This is a genomic window from Ornithinimicrobium cavernae (assembly GCF_003121625.1).
Lineage (GTDB): Bacteria > Actinomycetota > Actinomycetes > Actinomycetales > Dermatophilaceae > Ornithinicoccus > Ornithinicoccus cavernae.
Genome location: NZ_QDDJ01000009.1, coordinates 127,710 through 142,653 on the forward strand (window position 1 = coordinate 127,710; position 14,944 = coordinate 142,653).

General features: G+C 72.3%; 18 protein-coding genes. 9 read left to right on the forward strand and 9 right to left on the reverse strand.

What is annotated here, in order from left to right; translation table 11 throughout:
* Nucleotides 1-11 precede the first annotated feature (11 nt).
* From DA085_RS11995 to DA085_RS12005, 3 genes are all read right to left on the reverse strand, one after another.
* Complete coding sequence (locus DA085_RS11995) at nucleotides 12-737, reverse strand: DUF5058 family protein (RefSeq protein WP_109473210.1); 726 nt, start codon at nucleotides 735-737, stop codon at nucleotides 12-14.
* Between the two features lie 94 nt (nucleotides 738-831).
* Nucleotides 832-1,914, reverse strand: coding sequence for a C45 family autoproteolytic acyltransferase/hydrolase (locus DA085_RS12000; RefSeq protein WP_109473211.1), 1,083 nt, complete (start codon nucleotides 1,912-1,914; stop codon nucleotides 832-834).
* Nucleotides 1,914-3,173, reverse strand: coding sequence for a M20 family metallo-hydrolase (locus DA085_RS12005; RefSeq protein ID WP_109473212.1), 1,260 nt, complete (start codon nucleotides 3,171-3,173; stop codon nucleotides 1,914-1,916). The genes DA085_RS12000 and DA085_RS12005 overlap by 1 nt, the downstream gene beginning before the upstream one ends.
* A gap of 125 nt (nucleotides 3,174-3,298) precedes the next feature.
* On the opposite strand from DA085_RS12005, the gene DA085_RS12010 reads away from it, so the two are divergent.
* Together DA085_RS12010 and DA085_RS12015 are read left to right on the forward strand one after the other, a co-directional pair.
* Nucleotides 3,299-4,348 (forward strand): LacI family DNA-binding transcriptional regulator, encoded by a 1,050-nt coding sequence (locus tag DA085_RS12010; RefSeq protein ID WP_161958491.1) that lies wholly within the window; start codon nucleotides 3,299-3,301, stop codon nucleotides 4,346-4,348.
* Nucleotides 4,345-4,800 (forward strand): pyrimidine dimer DNA glycosylase/endonuclease V, encoded by a 456-nt coding sequence (locus tag DA085_RS12015; RefSeq protein WP_109473214.1) that lies wholly within the window; start codon nucleotides 4,345-4,347, stop codon nucleotides 4,798-4,800. The genes DA085_RS12010 and DA085_RS12015 overlap by 4 nt, the downstream gene beginning before the upstream one ends.
* Before the next feature lie 19 nt (nucleotides 4,801-4,819).
* On the opposite strand, the gene DA085_RS12020 is transcribed toward DA085_RS12015, so the two are convergent.
* Together DA085_RS12020 and DA085_RS12025 are read right to left on the reverse strand one after the other, a co-directional pair.
* The gene (locus DA085_RS12020) at nucleotides 4,820-5,836 is read right to left on the reverse strand and encodes a DNA topoisomerase IB (protein ID WP_109473215.1); all 1,017 of its coding nucleotides are present in this window, start codon (nucleotides 5,834-5,836) and stop codon (nucleotides 4,820-4,822) included.
* A gap of 4 nt (nucleotides 5,837-5,840) precedes the next feature.
* Nucleotides 5,841-6,743 (reverse strand): SDR family oxidoreductase, encoded by a 903-nt coding sequence (locus DA085_RS12025; protein ID WP_109473216.1) that lies wholly within the window; start codon nucleotides 6,741-6,743, stop codon nucleotides 5,841-5,843.
* A gap of 117 nt (nucleotides 6,744-6,860) precedes the next feature.
* Between DA085_RS12025 and DA085_RS12030 the strand changes: the two genes are divergently transcribed.
* From DA085_RS12030 to DA085_RS12040, 3 genes are read left to right on the forward strand one after another with little or no spacing between them, the layout of a single operon-like run.
* The gene (locus tag DA085_RS12030; protein ID WP_161958492.1) at nucleotides 6,861-7,913 is read left to right on the forward strand and encodes a DNA polymerase III subunit beta family protein; all 1,053 of its coding nucleotides are present in this window, start codon (nucleotides 6,861-6,863) and stop codon (nucleotides 7,911-7,913) included.
* A complete protein-coding gene (locus tag DA085_RS12035; RefSeq protein ID WP_109473218.1) occupies nucleotides 7,910-8,197 on the forward strand; it encodes a hypothetical protein in 288 nt (95 codons plus the stop codon). Before DA085_RS12030 ends, DA085_RS12035 begins: the two co-directional genes overlap by 4 nt.
* Before the next feature lie 22 nt (nucleotides 8,198-8,219).
* Complete coding sequence (locus DA085_RS12040; RefSeq protein ID WP_109473219.1) at nucleotides 8,220-9,032, forward strand: DUF4111 domain-containing protein; 813 nt, start codon at nucleotides 8,220-8,222, stop codon at nucleotides 9,030-9,032.
* 83 nt (nucleotides 9,033-9,115) lie between these two features.
* Here DA085_RS12040 and DA085_RS12045 read toward each other — a convergent pair whose 3' ends face one another.
* Nucleotides 9,116-9,310: a hypothetical protein gene (locus tag DA085_RS12045; RefSeq protein WP_109473220.1), complete on the reverse strand. Its 195-nt coding sequence runs from the start codon at nucleotides 9,308-9,310 to the stop codon at nucleotides 9,116-9,118.
* Nucleotides 9,311-9,392: 82 nt separating this feature from the next.
* Between DA085_RS12045 and DA085_RS12050 the strand changes: the two genes are divergently transcribed.
* From DA085_RS12050 to DA085_RS12060, 4 genes are read left to right on the forward strand one after another with little or no spacing between them, the layout of a single operon-like run.
* Nucleotides 9,393-10,289, forward strand: coding sequence for a LysR family transcriptional regulator (locus DA085_RS12050; RefSeq protein ID WP_109473221.1), 897 nt, complete (start codon nucleotides 9,393-9,395; stop codon nucleotides 10,287-10,289).
* A 37-nt stretch (nucleotides 10,290-10,326) separates the two neighbouring features.
* Nucleotides 10,327-10,698 (forward strand): hypothetical protein, encoded by a 372-nt coding sequence (locus DA085_RS20970; RefSeq protein WP_154402185.1) that lies wholly within the window; start codon nucleotides 10,327-10,329, stop codon nucleotides 10,696-10,698.
* A complete protein-coding gene (locus DA085_RS12055) occupies nucleotides 10,625-11,029 on the forward strand; it encodes an ANTAR domain-containing protein (protein ID WP_109473222.1) in 405 nt (134 codons plus the stop codon). Before DA085_RS20970 ends, DA085_RS12055 begins: the two co-directional genes overlap by 74 nt.
* Complete coding sequence (locus tag DA085_RS12060) at nucleotides 11,026-11,733, forward strand: GAF and ANTAR domain-containing protein (protein WP_109473223.1); 708 nt, start codon at nucleotides 11,026-11,028, stop codon at nucleotides 11,731-11,733. Before DA085_RS12055 ends, DA085_RS12060 begins: the two co-directional genes overlap by 4 nt.
* On the opposite strand, the gene DA085_RS12065 is transcribed toward DA085_RS12060, so the two are convergent.
* The 3 genes from DA085_RS12065 to DA085_RS12075 all read right to left on the reverse strand — a co-directional run bounded on the left by DA085_RS12065 (nucleotide 11,721) and on the right by DA085_RS12075 (nucleotide 14,940).
* Nucleotides 11,721-12,515, reverse strand: coding sequence for a GNAT family N-acetyltransferase (locus tag DA085_RS12065; RefSeq protein ID WP_109473224.1), 795 nt, complete (start codon nucleotides 12,513-12,515; stop codon nucleotides 11,721-11,723). The two genes, DA085_RS12060 and DA085_RS12065, sit on opposite strands and share 13 nt — an antisense overlap.
* Nucleotides 12,516-12,539: 24 nt before the next feature.
* Entirely contained in the window at nucleotides 12,540-14,063 is a 1,524-nt protein-coding gene (gene miaB, locus DA085_RS12070) for a tRNA (N6-isopentenyl adenosine(37)-C2)-methylthiotransferase MiaB (RefSeq protein ID WP_109473225.1), read from the reverse strand.
* Between the two features lie 70 nt (nucleotides 14,064-14,133).
* A complete protein-coding gene (locus tag DA085_RS12075) occupies nucleotides 14,134-14,940 on the reverse strand; it encodes a YoaK family protein (protein ID WP_202619209.1) in 807 nt (268 codons plus the stop codon).
* Nucleotides 14,941-14,944 lie beyond the last annotated feature (4 nt).

The window sequence follows — 14,944 nt, forward strand, 5'->3', positions numbered from 1 at the left end:
AGCGGTGCCTCTCAGTTCGTCGCGAGGTAGGCGGCGACCAGGCCGCCGATGATGGAGAAGCCCAGGGCCCACTCGCGGAGCCAGGGCTGGTGGCGGTGCCGGGCGACCCACAGACAGATCGCCATGATGACAGCCGACACGATGACGGCCAGGACGTGGTAGCCCGACTTGGGCAGCTCGGTGACCGTCAGGCCGGCGAAGGCAGCCAGCAGCGCCGCGGACGGGACGATGGCCATCAGCGCCGGGTTGACCTGGGTCAGCTTGGCCTCGCCCCGGGACAGCATGGGCGTCAGGATGAGCGTGGCGATCATCCAGCAGGCTCCCGAGAGGCTCATCGCGAACAGGGCGACCAGAAAGACGTCCTGGGTGTAGGTCGCGTCGCCCAGGTTGGCGCCCATGGTGCCGGCGGCGATCGACGCCGAGGCCGTCTCGGTCGCTGCGGAGCCGATGAGGCCGATCCGCACCAGGATCGAGGGCGTGCCGAACAGGGGCAGGAGGGCGATGGCCACGAGGACGACGGCAAGGGACGGGCCGATGGCGGCGACGCCACCGGCGCGGAACGCCTGGAAGACCTCCTTCTCGGTCATGCCCGCTCCGGCCGCGTTCTTGCGGACGGCCACCATGTAGACGCCGGACTGGAGGAGGATGACCCCGAGGACGCTGAGGGCCAGGACCCACAGCAGGGGGAGGTTGGCGATCGCGCCGATATCGGTCGACGCTCCCTGTGCCCTGATCATGCGCACACCTTCATCATGCGGGACTCCTTCGTGCGGGCCGTGACGCGTGCGTCACGACGGGTTGGGGGATCTGCTCGGACGCAGAACCCTCCGCTCACAGGTGGTACGTGACAACGACCTCCTGTGCGTACTGGGGCACACCCGGGCTGACCCGGACACGCTTGAGGGCAGGGTCCATCCGGACGGTCACGAGCGTGGCGAGGCGCTCCGCCTCCGGCACCGCCGGGTCGGGCAGCAGCGCGACCCCACCGTCCTGGAGCGGCGAGCACATCAGCGGCAGGAGGTCGTCGGCGACCTCCGGGGTGCCACCCGCACCGGTCGCCTCCTCCAGGTAGTCGAGCCGCTCGTGGGTGTTGGACCCCGGCTCGAGGAGCATGGCGCCGTCCTGCTGCGCCTCCGCGAGGAAGTGGTTGGTGTGCAGCACCCAGCCGTCCTGCTCGAGCACGACGACCCGTCCCGGCGCGACCTCGACCATGGCCACCCGGTCGGCGCTGCTGAGGGTCAGCACCGAGGACGAGGTGGTGGGGGCGGACCGGATGAGGTCGATGCCGTCCTCCACCGAGGTGGCTTCCGACAGCACCCGGGCGAGCACCGAGTGGACCGGGACACCACCGGCGCGGTCGTCCCGGTGCCGGAGGATGTTGAGGTGGACACCGATCCCGGCGGCGTTCAGGCCGATCTTTCCGGGCATGCCGTACTCCGTGAACCCGGCGTGCGCGACCTCACCGGCGAGCGGCTCGACCCGGTGCAGGTGCCAGCAGTCGGTGAACCGTGCGTACCAGTCCCATGTCTGCGCACTCACCGAGGGGCCCTGGCCCTGGTGGGCGACGAGGGAGCACTCCCCCGGGGCGGCCTCGGCGAGAGTGAGGATCTCGGTCCGGGCCAGGGTGAGTCCCAGGTCGACCGGGTCGAGCCGGGCTCCTTCGGCGATGCCGAGGACCTCCTCGTGCTGCGACGGTGCCCAGGCCCGCAGCGCCGCAAGGGAGTCGGCGGCGGCCGTCCGCTGGTCCGCGTCCGGAATGCCCAGGTCGGTGAAGAGTCCGGCGTACGCCGCAGCCGTGGTCCGGATGCGCTCACCCAGGCGCTGCCCTCGGGTGCGCCCACGGTGCGCGTGGCTCTCCCCGGCGATGCGTACCGCCTCCAGCCCGCCCAGGTGCGCCTCGGCGACCTCCGGCATCACGGCTTCCCCCGCCGGTCCAGGGCGATGAGCGCCTGGGTCAGGGCGGTCACACCCGCGGTCACGTCGGCCAGGTCGGTCCACTCCTCGGGGCAGTGGCTGCGACCGTCGCGCGAGGGGACGAAGAGCATGCCGGTGGGCACCCGCCGTGCGAGGACCGCGGCATCGTGCTCGGCGCCGCTGAACAGGCGTGAGGAGGTGAGGCCGAGTCCGTCGACGACCTCGGTGAGAGTGGCCAGGACCGGATCGGACATCGGTGCCGGTTCTTGGAGCGGCAGCCAGTCGACCTCGACGTCCACGCCCCGCCGGTGTCCCTCCTCGCCGGCCGCCGCGGTGAGCCGCTCCTGCGCGTGCCGGAGCCACTCCCCCTCGGGTCCCCGGAACTCCCCCCGGAACTCGGCGTGGGCCGTGACGACGTTCACGGCCGCCGGGGTGAACGTGACCTGCCCGCTCGTCCCCTTCGTGTGGTCACCCTCGGCCGCGATCCGCTCGACCGCCAGGACCGTGCCGGCGGCGGCGCAGCCGGCGTCACGGCGCCGGTCCATCGGCGCTGTCCCGGCGTGATCGGCCTGCCCGGTGAACAGGGCACGAAAGCGCGAGATCCCCGTGATCGACTCGACGAGGCCGACCTGGCTGCCCTGCGCCTCGAGGTAGGGCCCCTGCTCGATGTGCAGCTCCAGGAAGGTGTCGACCCCGGAGAAGTCGTACCCCGCCCCCAGGGCTCCCGCCGGATCGATCCCGACGCCCTCGAGGGCGTCGGCGAGGGTGCGCCCCTGGTCGTCGCGGAGCCCGAGGTGGTCCCCCGTGAGCTCACCGACCATGGCACGGGACCCGACGCAGCTGAGCCCGAACTCGTTCGGCTCCTCGTTGAAGAAGTCGACCACCACCAGGTCGTGCTCGAGCTGACGCCCGGACTCGCGGAGGACCCGGACGGCCTCGAGGGCGCCGACGACCCCGACGATGCCGTCGAAGCGTCCACCGCCGATGACGGAGTCGGTGTGCGACCCGACCATCAGGCTGTGGCCGCCGCTCCCGGTGCCGCGCAGCCGGCCGAAGAGGTTGCCTGCCCCGTCGACGCTGGTCTCCAGCCCGACATCGGCCATCCAGCGCCGCACGAGCTCTCGCGCCTCGCGGTCGACCGGACCGAGCGCGGTGCGGGTCCAGCCGGGGTGATCGGTCTCCACGAGCTGCGCGAGCGCGCCCAGGTCGGACTCGAGACGGTCCGGACACACCGTCAGGTCGACTGCTGGCACGCTCATCACTCCGCTCCTCGGTGGCCCGGCGGCCACCGTCCGACGTGGTGTCCGGCCGATGGCGCGAACGTTTGCGGGCCTAGTAAAGCGAACGTTTGCGCTCCACGTCAACAGTCCGGCACACTTGGGTCGTGACGATCGGTGGGGCAGGACGCGGGCGGGAGGGGCCGGCGACCTTGACGAGCCTGGCCCGTGAGCTGGGGGTGCACGTCTCGACGGTGTCGCGTGCTCTGTCGAGCAGGCCGGCCGGTGTCTCAGCGGCAACGGTGGAGGTCGTGCGGCGGCTCGCGGCCGAGCGTGGCTACCGGTCGAACCTTGCGGCCCGGGCCCTCCGCACGGGTCGCTCCCTCGCCGTCGGCATGCTGGTGCCACGGCTGACGGACGAGGTGCTCGCGACCGTCTACGAGGGCGTGGACGAGGCCGCGATCGAGGCAGGCTATGCCACGCTCGTGGCCCACACCCTCGATCGCGAAGACCTGCGCCGGCAACGCCTGGAGCTCCTGCTGGCCCGGCAGGTGGACGGGGTCGTCGTGGCCGACTCACTGCAGGACTCCCACGCCGTCGCGCAGCTGGAGGAGGCCGGGGTCCCCTACGTCCTGGCGCTACGCTGCCTCCCCGGGCACCTGAGCGTCGGCACCGACGACCTGGCCGGGGGCCGCCTGGTTGCCGAGCACCTTCTGGCCCAGGGGCACACCCGCCTGGGCGTGGTTGCCGGTGACACCCGGGCGAGCACGGGTTCCGAGCGGGCCCGTGGGTTCCTCCTGGCGTGCGAGGAGGCCGGCGTGCAGGTCAGGGAGGACGTGGTCGTCCCGTGCGGCTTCGACGTCCGCTCGGGCGCGGAGGCCGGGGCCAGGGTGCTCGACGCCGACCCGGAGTTGACCGCGATCTTCGCGGCCAGCGACAACGTGGCGCTCGGGGTCGTGGGGGCGCTGCGCGACCGGGGACGCAGGGTCCCGGACGACGTCTCGCTCGTGGGGTACAACAACCTGGACATGTCCGCCGCGCTGCCCGTGCCGCTCACGACCGTGGACTCCCGCCTGGTGGATATCGGCCGGGCCGCCACGCAGGCGCTGCTCGAGCTCGTGGGCGGCGGCACCCCGGTCTCCCGCCGCCTCGAGCCCGACCTCGTCGTCCGGTCCTCGACCCGTCCCAGGTCCCTCAGCACGACGGGCCGACCGTGAGGCTCTGGTCCCTGCACCCGCGCTACCTCGACCGCGCCGGGCTGACCGCTGCGTGGCGCGAGGCGCTGCTCGCCCAGGCGGTGCTGGCGGGACGCACCCGGGGCTACACCCGCCACCCGCAGCTGGAGCGGTTCCGCGCGACAACCGACCCCATGGGCAGCATCGGGCACTTCCTCGAGGGCATCCGACAGGAGGCGACCGAGCGTGGCTACCGGTTCGACGGCGCCAGGATCGACCGGCCCGCCGTCGGTGTGCCGGGACCCGGGTTCACGGAACAGGTGCAGGTCACCGGTGGCCAGGTGGCGTTCGAGTGGACCCACCTGATGACCAAGCTGCGCCACCGCAGCCCGGTCGTGGCGCAGCGGTGGGAGTCACTGGAGCCGCCTGCGGTCGACGTGCACCCGCTCTTCGTCGTCATGCCGGGGCCGGTGGCCGCGTGGGAACGGCCCTGAGCCAGCGCCGGCGCAGTCCTCAGCTCGTGGACAGCAACCGGATCACTGCCCGCTCCAGCCTGGCCCGGACCCGCGGCCTGGTCAGGTCATCGGAGCCGACCCGGTCGATGGCGGCGGAGATCGTCCGCCCCGACTCCTGAGCGCTGACCACGCGGGGGTCGACGTACGAGCCCCGCGCCACAGCGGCCGTGTTGCCCAGGTCGTCGGCGACCCGGTCCATCACCTCACGCAGGATGCGCCGCCGCTCGGTGTCGGTCGCCGGCTCGTCGGCCCCTGCGAGATAGAGCGCGGCCCGGACGGTCGCCTGCCAGGTCCGCAGGTCCTTGACCGAGAACTCCTCCCCCGCCAGCGCCTTGAACCGGGCGTTCACGTCCTCCGCGTGCACCGTCCGCCAGTCACCACCGGCAGCCGGGCGGTAGCAGAACAGACGGTCCGACCCGGTGCGGGCGCGCCGCAGTGCCTTGACCAGCTCGGACAGGTCCCTGTCGTGCAGCGTCACGTCCCGCTCCTGCCCACCCTTGGCCACGAAGGTGAACCGGACCGCGTCGTGCCGCACCGAGACGTGCTGGCGCAGCAGGGTGGCGACGCCGTGGGTCTCGTGCTCCTCGGCATACGCCTCACCTCCCGTGCGGAACGCACCCGAGTCCAGCATCCGCAGGGTCCCGGCGAGGACCCGGTCGGAGGTCAGTCCGTGCGAGCGGAGGTCCCGGGTGATCTGTCGCCGCACGGACGGGAGGCGCCTGGCCAGGCCGACCACGCGCTCATACTTGGCGTCGGCCTGCTGCTGGGACCACTGCGGGTGGTACAGGTACTGGCGGCGCCCCGCATCGTCGGTGCCGACGGCCTGGATGTGGCTCAGCTCGTCCGGGCTGATCCACACGTCGCGCCAGGCGGGCGGGACCGCGAGCGCCTCGATCCGCTCCCGCACGGCCGTGCCGACCGGTCGTCCGGTCGTCCCGGTGTAGGAGAACCCCCGGCCACGGCGGCGCCGCGTGATGCCGGGGGCGTCCAGGTCGGCGCGCCGCAGCCGGGGCACGGGCCTAGAAGACCGGTTTGCCGCCGGTGACCCCGAGCACGGTGCCGGAGACGTAGCTGGCGTCGGAGGGAGAGGCGAGGAAGACGAAGGCCGGAGCGACCTCGGCGGGCTGCCCCGCCCGGCCCAGCGGCGTGTCGGCCCCGAACCCCTCGATGTTCTCGGCCGGCTTGGTGGCCGGCTGCAGGGGCGTCCAGATCGGCCCCGGCGCAACGGCATTGACCCGGATCCCGCGCTGCCCCAGCTCCGCCGCCAGGTTGACCGTGAAGTTGTTGATCGCGGCCTTGGTCGCCGCGTAGTCCAGCAGGCTCGGTGAGGGCTCGTAGGCCTGGATGGAGCTCACGTTGATGATGCTGGCGCCCTTCCCGAGGTGGGGCAGGGCTGCCCGGGTGAGCCACATGAGCGCATAGAGGTTGGTCTTGAACACGCGGTCGATGCGCTCGGAGCTCATCTCCTCCAGGCCCTGGTCACGCGCTCCCTGGACGCCCGCGTTGTTGACCAGGATGTCCAGGCCGCCGAGCTCCTTCACCGTGGTGTCGATGACCCGGTGACACGTGTCCTCCTGCATGATGTCGCCGGGGCACAGCACCGCGGTGCGGCCCGCCTTCCGGACCCACTCGGCGGTGCTCTCGGCGTCCTCCTGCTCCTCCTCAAGGTAGGACAGCGCGACGTCCGCCCCCTCCCGGGCGAAGGCGATCGCGACCGCGCGCCCGATCCCGGAGTCACCACCGGTCACCAGGGCGCGCAGCCCCTCCAGCTTCCCGGAGCCCCGGTAGGTCTCCTCGCCGTGGTCCGGCACCGGGTCCATCTGCTGCGTGCTGCCGGGCAGCTCCTGCTGCTGGGCGGGAAAACCACCCTTGGGTCCGGTGGGCATCTGCTCGGCCCGCTGTGCGACGGGAGACTCGGTCATGGGTCCTTCCTCTCGGTGGGGGGACGATGCGCTCTCCACGCTAGGGCGGCCCCGGCGGTGCTGCCTGCCGGGAGCGCAGGTTGACCCTCACCCTGGTTGAGGGCGCACAGTGGTGCCGTGACAGACCCACGCCCCGAGCACCGGCTCCTGCCCATCGGCGAGCTCTCCCGCGCCAGTGGGCTGACTGTCAGCGCCCTGCGCTTCTATGACCGGGAGGGGCTGCTGGTCCCCGCCGACGTCGACCCCCACACCGGTTACCGGAGGTACTCCCCCGGCCAGGTCCGACTGGCGCGGCTGCTCGCGGGCATGCGCCGGGTCGGGATGCCGCTCGCCGAGATGGCGGCGGTGCTCGCCGCCCTGCCGGACGCCGAGGTCGCCCAGGACCTGCTGGGCGCGCACCTGCGTCGCCTGGAGGACGGGCTCGCCGACGCCCGTCGGGAGGTCGAACGGCTGCGGGTCCTGCTGCCCGGGGGTCCACCGGGCACCTGGACCGCCGAGATCGCCACGGACGAGCTGGCCCGCGCCCTGGACTCGGTGCGTTATGCGGTGGGCACCGACCCCGACTTCCCGATGCTGCAGGGGGTGCTGCTGGAGCCGGTCGGGCAGGCGGTCCGCCTCGTGGCCACGGACCGCTACCGGCTCGCTCTCGCCGAGGCGAGGGGCACCGTGGTCGCCCCCGACCCGGCCGGTATGCCGTTGCTCGCCGTCGAGGACGTCGACCGGTTGCGCCGGGCGCTGTGGGAGCACGGGGAGGGCACGGTGCGGCTCGTCCTGCACCGCACCGGGTTCTCGGCGGAGCTGCCCGGCGGCGGCAACCTGACCGGCGAGTGCCTCGACCTGGACTTCCCCGACTACCGGAGGCTGCTGCACGAGCGCCCGGAGGCCGGAGCGAGCACCCGGCTCCCGGTCGCCGAGATCCTCGCCGGGCTGGCGGCGACCGGGCCCGGCGGTGACCCGCAGGACCGGGTCTCCCTCTCTCCCCGTGGCGTCTGCGGAGACGAGCAGGGGCTCCTGGTCGACCGCACCTTCCTCTGGGAGGCCGCGACGGCCACGGGCGAGGGCCACGCCGTCCTGCCGCTCGGGGACCAGATCGCGCCCCTGGCCTTCCACGGGCCCGACGACACCCTGCTCGCGCTCCTCATGCCCGTGCGACGGGAGGGGCGTCCGTGAGCGTGCTCCTGCACCTGTGCCGCACCTGCCGGCACCGGGAGACCTCGCACCACGGTGGCGACCGTGGCTACACCGCGTGTCCCTGCTGCCGTGGCGCCGGCGACATCGACCCGGAGCCGTTGCTGGTGCAGACCTGGTCCTTCCCCCTCTGGGAGGTCGAGCCCCTCCACCGCCCGGGGGCGCAGTGGAACGCCGGCACCACCCACCGCCTCGAGCTGTGCGCCTGCGCACGGTGCGTCGAGCGGTTCGCCGAGCTGGAGGGCGACCTGCCACCGCACGGGTGAGCACGCGGCATACGGTGGCGTCATGGACGAGGAGGAGCTGGCTCACCGCGCCCACACCGTGGCCCGCGTCCACAGCGACCTGCTCGCCGAGGCGCTCGGTGAGCGCCGGGTGCGGGCCGTGTGGCTCACCGGGTCGACGATGCTGCGCGACCTCACTCCCACCTCGGACATCGACACGGTGACCCTCACCGCGGGCGAGCTCGGGCCGGGCGACGCACCCGCGCTGCAGCACGTGCACGCCAGCCTGGTCGAGCGCTTCCCGGGGCTGGCCTACGACACGACCTATGTCGACATCGCGTCCCTGGCCCGCCCACCGGAACCGGGACTCGTGGTGCGCCAGAGCCTGGACGGTCAGCTGATCCTGGACCAGCCCGGTGGCGAGATCCATCCCGTCACCTGGTTCGTCCTGCCGGACGCGATCCGGGTCTTCGGCGACCACCCCGGCGACGTGGAGATCGCCGTGGACCGTGAGGCTGCCCGGGCTCACAGCCGCGAGAACCTGCGGGCCTACTGGCTGGGGTCCGTCGTGCACGGGATCCGCACGGCGCTGACCGACCGGGCACCTGAGGAGGCCCTCGAGCAGCCGGACACGGTGGTGTGGGCCGTCCTGGGCGCACCTCGGCTCGCGATGGTCCTGGACCCCGACGCGACCCACGCAGGGCCGATCCCGTCGAAGACCGAGGCCGGCCACTGGGTCATCGAGCACCACCCGGACTTTGCCGACCTGGCCACGCACGCGCTGGCCGCCCGGCGCGGGGGGCACGTCGACCTCACCGTCGGTGACGCCCTCCTGACGGCCGACCTGGTCGAGCGGCTCGCCTCGACCGTCTCCTGACCCGCAACAGTCAGCTCGCCTGACCCCAGCGCTCGGCTCACCTGACCCGCAGTGGTCAGCGCATCTGACCCGGAGTGGTCAGCTCAGCGGTCGAAGCCCTGGCGGGCATCCGCCCACCAGGTCGCACCGCGACGCAGCGTCGCCACGCGGGTCGCCCGGTCCATCTCGGCCCAGGCCAGCCGCTCCCGCTGCGGAATAGTCAACCGGCCCGCGACCCACCAGGGCGCGAGCGAGCAGGCAGCCAGGGCCACCAGCAGGAAGAGTTGGGTCCACCACATAGGTCCAGCATGACCTCGAAAAACCGTCAGCACAAGCGATGTTTTCCGGTGGACTGTTCGGTTTTGCCGTAGAGTCACGGGCGTGATCGACCCCCACAAGCTCCGGGTGTGGCGCGCGGTCGTGGCCAGCGGCTCCATCCAGGCCGCCGCCCGTCACCTCGGCTACACGCCCTCCACCATCAGCCAGCACGTCCAGCAGCTGCAGCGGGAGACCCGGCTCGTCCTGACCGAGCGGGTGGGCCGGGGCCTGCAGCCGACGGCGGCCGGGCTGACCCTGGCCACGGAGGCCGAGCAGGTCCTCAACGCCCTGCAGCGGCTGAATGCCGTCGTCATCGACCTCCGGGAGGGTAGGGCACACGAGCTCGCCATCAGCTGCGCGGCGTCCGTCGCCCAGGAGTGGATTCCGACGATCGCACGGCGCCTGCAGGAGTCCCTGCCGGGGATCGTGCTGGCGGTCAACATCAACGAGCCGCACGAGGGCCCCGGTCGCCGCACCCCGGACATCATCGTCCGGAGCGTCCCCGTCCAGGACGAGCCGGCGCCCCCGGAGGGACACCAGCGCCACGAGCTGCGGGTCGAGGACTTCGTCGTCGTCCTGCCGGTGGACTCACCACTCGCCGCTCAGGAGGTGGTGCGCCTCGGTGAGCTCGCCGACGCGCCGTGGATCGACAACCTCGTCTACGAGGGGAACCCCACGATGGAGATCCTCCTGCGAGCCTGTGGTGCGGCCGGCTTTGCTCCCCGGTGGAGCGCGCGCTGCGACGACCACCGGGCCGCCTCGGGGCTGGTGGCCACGGGCATCGGCGTCACCGCCCTGCCGGCGCTGGCCGCGCGGCAGCTGCCCGCGGACACCGTCGCCCGCCGGCTCGTCGACCCCACTCCCCAGCGACGACTGGTTGCCTGGCAGCGCACGTCGACCGCCCACACGACCGCCTCCCGGCTCGCGCTGGGCGCCCTGCAGGACCTGGCCCTCGGCTAGCGTCTCCCGGCGACCAGCGCGGGACTAGGCTGGACATATGGTCGACCGAGGCACGATCCTCGCGAAGTTGGCGATGAGGGTGGGGCACGCCCCCGCCGACACCCCCTTCGTGGAGCGTATGTGCCACGCGTGCCTGGACATCCTTGCCGTGGAGGGCGTCGCCCTGACCGTCGGCTACACCAGCGACCAGCGGGTCACCCTCTGCTCCACCGGCCCCACGGCGGCCCGGCTCGAGGACCTCCAGGAGGTGCTCGGCGAGGGCCCGGGCTGGGACGCCTCCCGGGAGGGGGGGCCGTGTCGCCGGACAGCTGCCCTCCGCGACGGGTCGCTGGCCGATGCTCAGCGAGGCGGTGCGCCGGCAGCTCGGCACCATCGAGGTGCTGTCGCTCCCGCTGAGCATGAGTGCTGACCCGATGGGCATCCTCACGGTCTACCGCCACCACCCGTTCCCCGACGACGAGCAGGAGGTGGCCCAGTTCGTCGCGGACGCCGTCGGCGCAGCGATCGTCCGGGACCACGAGACGAGTGAACAGTCGACCGAGCCCTGGCTGGCCCGGTCCCGGGTGCACATGGCGACCGGCATGGTCGTCGCCCAGCTCCGGGTGCCACCCGACGACGCCCTGGCCCTCATCCGTGCCTACGCCTTCGCCCACGACCAGAGCCTCGAGCACGTGGCGAGGGATATCGTCGAGCGACACATCCGACTCGACAGCGACGCAGAAGAAGGGGTGGATCCGTGAGTCCGACACCCAGACCGTCTCCTGCGCACGCCCTGGCCGCCGCGACGGCGGCCCTGGTGCAGCCCTACGACATCACCGACGTCCTCGCCGGCATGCTGCCCGAGGTGACAACGGCCCTGGGCGGCCGCGCCGCCGGCCTCCTGGTGCGCCAACCCGGCGGCGAGCTCGAGCTGCTCGCCTCCACCTCACACGCCGCCACGGAGATCGAGCTCTACCAGACCCAGTCCGACGAGGGCCCCTGTGTCGACTGCGTGCGCGCGCTCCGCCCGGTGGGCGCACACGGCAGGGACACGATGTGCTCCCGCTGGCCAGAGCTCGGTCCCGCCATGGTGGCCGCCGGCTACCTCGGGGTCCACGCTGAGCCGCTCCGCTGGCACGGGAGGGCCCTGGGCGGGCTGAATGTGTTCTTCCAGGACGAGCAGCCACTGCCCGAGGACACCCTGGCACTGGTGCGGGCCTTCGCCGACATCATGACGCTCGCGCTCGTGCAGACCCAGCAACCCAGCGACCGGGAGCTGGCGGCACACCTGCGGGAGGCCCTGGACTCACGCATCGTGATCGAGCACGCCAAGGGCGTGCTCATGCACGCCGAGGGGCTTGACCCGGAGACCGCCTACACGACGTTGCGGACCCGTGCCAACGACAAGGGAGTCGCGGTCACCGACCTGGCCCGGAAGCTGGTCTGGCGCGCTCAGACCCCGTAGGTCGGCCCGGTCCGCGCTCCGCGCCGCGCGACGTCGCGTGTGTGGAAGGAGTGGTGGGTGCGGTAGCCCAGTGAGTGATAGAGCGCGATCGCTGCCTGGTTGTCGGTGTAGACGCCGAGGGTGCACACGCCGGCCAGGTCCATTGCCTGACGGGTCAGGTCAGACGTGAGCAGCCGACCGAGACCGCGTCCCCGGTGGGCGGGTGCGACGACGAGGCCGGACAGATGAGGGATGCCGGTGTCCAGCTCGTGCAGGGCCCCGATGCCGACCAGCTCATCGTGCTGATCCACGACCGCGCGCCAGAGCATGCTGAAGCCGCGACCAGGGAAGCCCTCGAAGTCGGGATTGTGCCGGCGCCCGAACTCCTGGAGCCGCACCGCGTCAGCGGTGTCGTCCAGCTCGACGACGTGCAGACCCTGCGGTGGGGGCGCCTGCTGTGGCGCGGTGCGTGTCGTCAGGAAGTCCCAGCGCCCGGAGCCCCTGGGCTCCAGACCCGTGGGAAGCCGCAGCTCGCGACCGTTCGCCGTCGAGAACCACTCGAGGGGCACGTCTGGCGCCGCCTCCAGGAGCGCCTGCAGCGCTTCGGACTCGGCGTCTGGAGGAGCGTTCGGACCGACGACCGCGGCGCCTCCCCAGTGACCGGTCGGCCGCCACCGGTGCAACGCCGCCCACCCGTGCTCACCCACGGCACCGACGGTGACTGTGCCGCAGGCCAGCTCCACGTACGCGTCGCCCTCCGCGGCACCGAGCAGTGCGGCACGGTCGACGACGTGCCAGGTCATGTGGGTGGGGTCACGGGAGACGGATCAGGGCACGGCGCAGGGCGCCGTGCTGATCGTCGGGGCGGGCGGCTGCCCGACCCCCGGCAGCCCCAGACTGACGGCCGGCCGGCCGGAGCCGGGCCGGTCCTGCAGGGCCTCCCAGGCGTCACCGCCGCGGGTGCGGCGCACGGCATACGGCCCGCCCTGCACGCCGGAGTCGGCGACGAGGTGGTGTGGCGCGCCGTAGGTGACCTCGACGGTCACCATGTCGCCGGGGCGGGGCACCTCGGCGCCCTCGGGCACCGCGAAGTGCACGAGGCGGTTGTCCCTGGCACGGCCCGACATCCGGTTGGTCTCGGCATCCTTGCGACCCTCGCCGGGTGCCACCAGTACCTCTACCTGGCGACCCTCCAGGGTGCGGTTCTCCGCCCAGGACACCTCCTCCTGGACCGCGATGAGGCGGTCGAAACGCTCCTGCACGACCTTCTTGGGCACCTGGTGGTCCATGTCTGCTGCAGGGGTGCCGGGGCGGATGGAGTACTGGAAGGTGAAGGCGGACGAGAACCGCGAGGCCCGGACGACGTCGAGAGTGCCCTGGAAGTCCTCCTCGGTCTCGCCGGGGAAGCCGACGATGATGTCGGTGGTGATCGCGGCCTCGGGGATCTGCTCGCGGACCGCGTCGATGATCCGGAGGAACTTGCTGCTGCGGTAGGACCGGCGCATGTCCTTCAGGACCTTGTCCGAGCCGGACTGCAGCGGCATGTGCAGGCTCGGCATCACGTTGGGGGTCTCGGCCATCGCGGTGATGACGTCGTCGGTGAAGGCGGCCGGGTGCGGACTGGTGAAGCGGACCCGCTCGAGTCCCTCGACCTCCCCGCACGCCCGCAGCAGCTTGCCGAACGCGAGCCGGTCACCGAACTCGACGCCGTAGGTGTTGACGTTCTGGCCCAGCAGCGTGATCTCGACGACGCCCTGGGCGACCAGCGCCTCGATCTCGGCGAGGATCTCGCCGGGTCGGCGGTCCTTCTCCTTGCCGCGGAGGCTGGGCACGATGCAGAAGGTGCACGTGTTGTTGCAGCCCACCGAGATCGACACCCAGGCCGAGTAGGCCGAGTCGCGCCGGGTGGGCAGCGTGGAGGGGAACACCTCCAGCGACTCGAGGATCTCCACCTCGGCGGCCTTGTTGTGGCGGGCCCGGTCGAGCAGCGCCGGCAGCGAGCCGATGTTGTGGGTGCCGAACACGACGTCGACCCACGGCGCCCTGGACACGATGGTGCTGCGGTCCTTCTGCGCCAGGCAGCCGCCGACCGCGATCTGCATGTCGGGGTTCTTCTGCTTGGCGGGGCGCAACTGTCCGAGGTTGCCGTAGAGCTTGTTCGCCGCGTTCTCGCGGACGGCGCAGGTGTTGAAGACGACCACGTCGGCGGTGTCGGGGCGCTGCCCCTCCGGCAGGCTGGCGAGCTCGACATAGCCGGCCGTCTCCAGGAGCCCGGAGAGTCGCTCGGAGTCGTGCACGTTCATCTGGCACCCGTGGGTGCGCACGTCATAGGTCTTCACAGCAGTGTCCATCGCACCCACAAGGGTAACCGGCCGCCCGGCACCCACGGCCCCCTGCCGTGGACGCCGTGGTGACCAGGCGTCATACGGCCGTCGTGCCCCGCTCCCGGCGGGCCCGCTGGGCGCTGCGCACGTCGTCCACGACCGGCAGGAAACCCGCGGCCAGCAGCACCAGCGCAAAGGGGATCACTGTCGGATAGCCGATCCAGGAGTAGCCCAGCGCTCCGACGACGCCGCCCGCGGCGAAGAGCGAGACCATCGCGACCAGCAGCCCCAGCTTCTCGCCATCATGGACCACTGGCGGCGTCCCGCTGCGCCGGTTGCGGTAGGCGGCCTTGCCGAGCTCGATCCCGATGTCGGTCACCATGCCGGTGACGTGCGTGGTGCGGATGCGGGCGCCGGACACCTTCGTGATCAGCGCGTTCTGCAGGCCCATCACGTAGCCGAGGATCGCGATGATGAGCAGCTCGGCGCCGGCCGCGTCGAGGCTGTTGGCCAGCAGCCCGAACAGCAGGATCAGGAGCGCCTCGAGCACCAGCACGATCGCGAACCGACCGGAGGTCTCCCGGCGGCGCATCCAGTTGAACAGGATGGCCGTGCTCGCCGCCCCGGCCACGAACGAGACCAGCGCCGTCCCGGGCGGGATGATGAGGCGCCACTCCCCCGCGGCCACGTGGTCCGAGACCAGCGCGGTCATCCCCGTCATGTGGGAGGTGTAGATCGCCACCGCGATGAAGCCCACGGCGTTCAGGGCCCCGGCAACCACCGCCATCACGAAGGCGAGGTCCCGGTTGCCCTGCTCGCTGCGGGTGGCGCCGGTGAGCTGGCGGCCGTAGGCACCGACCACGGCTCGGTGCCGTCGCTGCGGCTCGCCTGGAGACGTCGTCATGCGG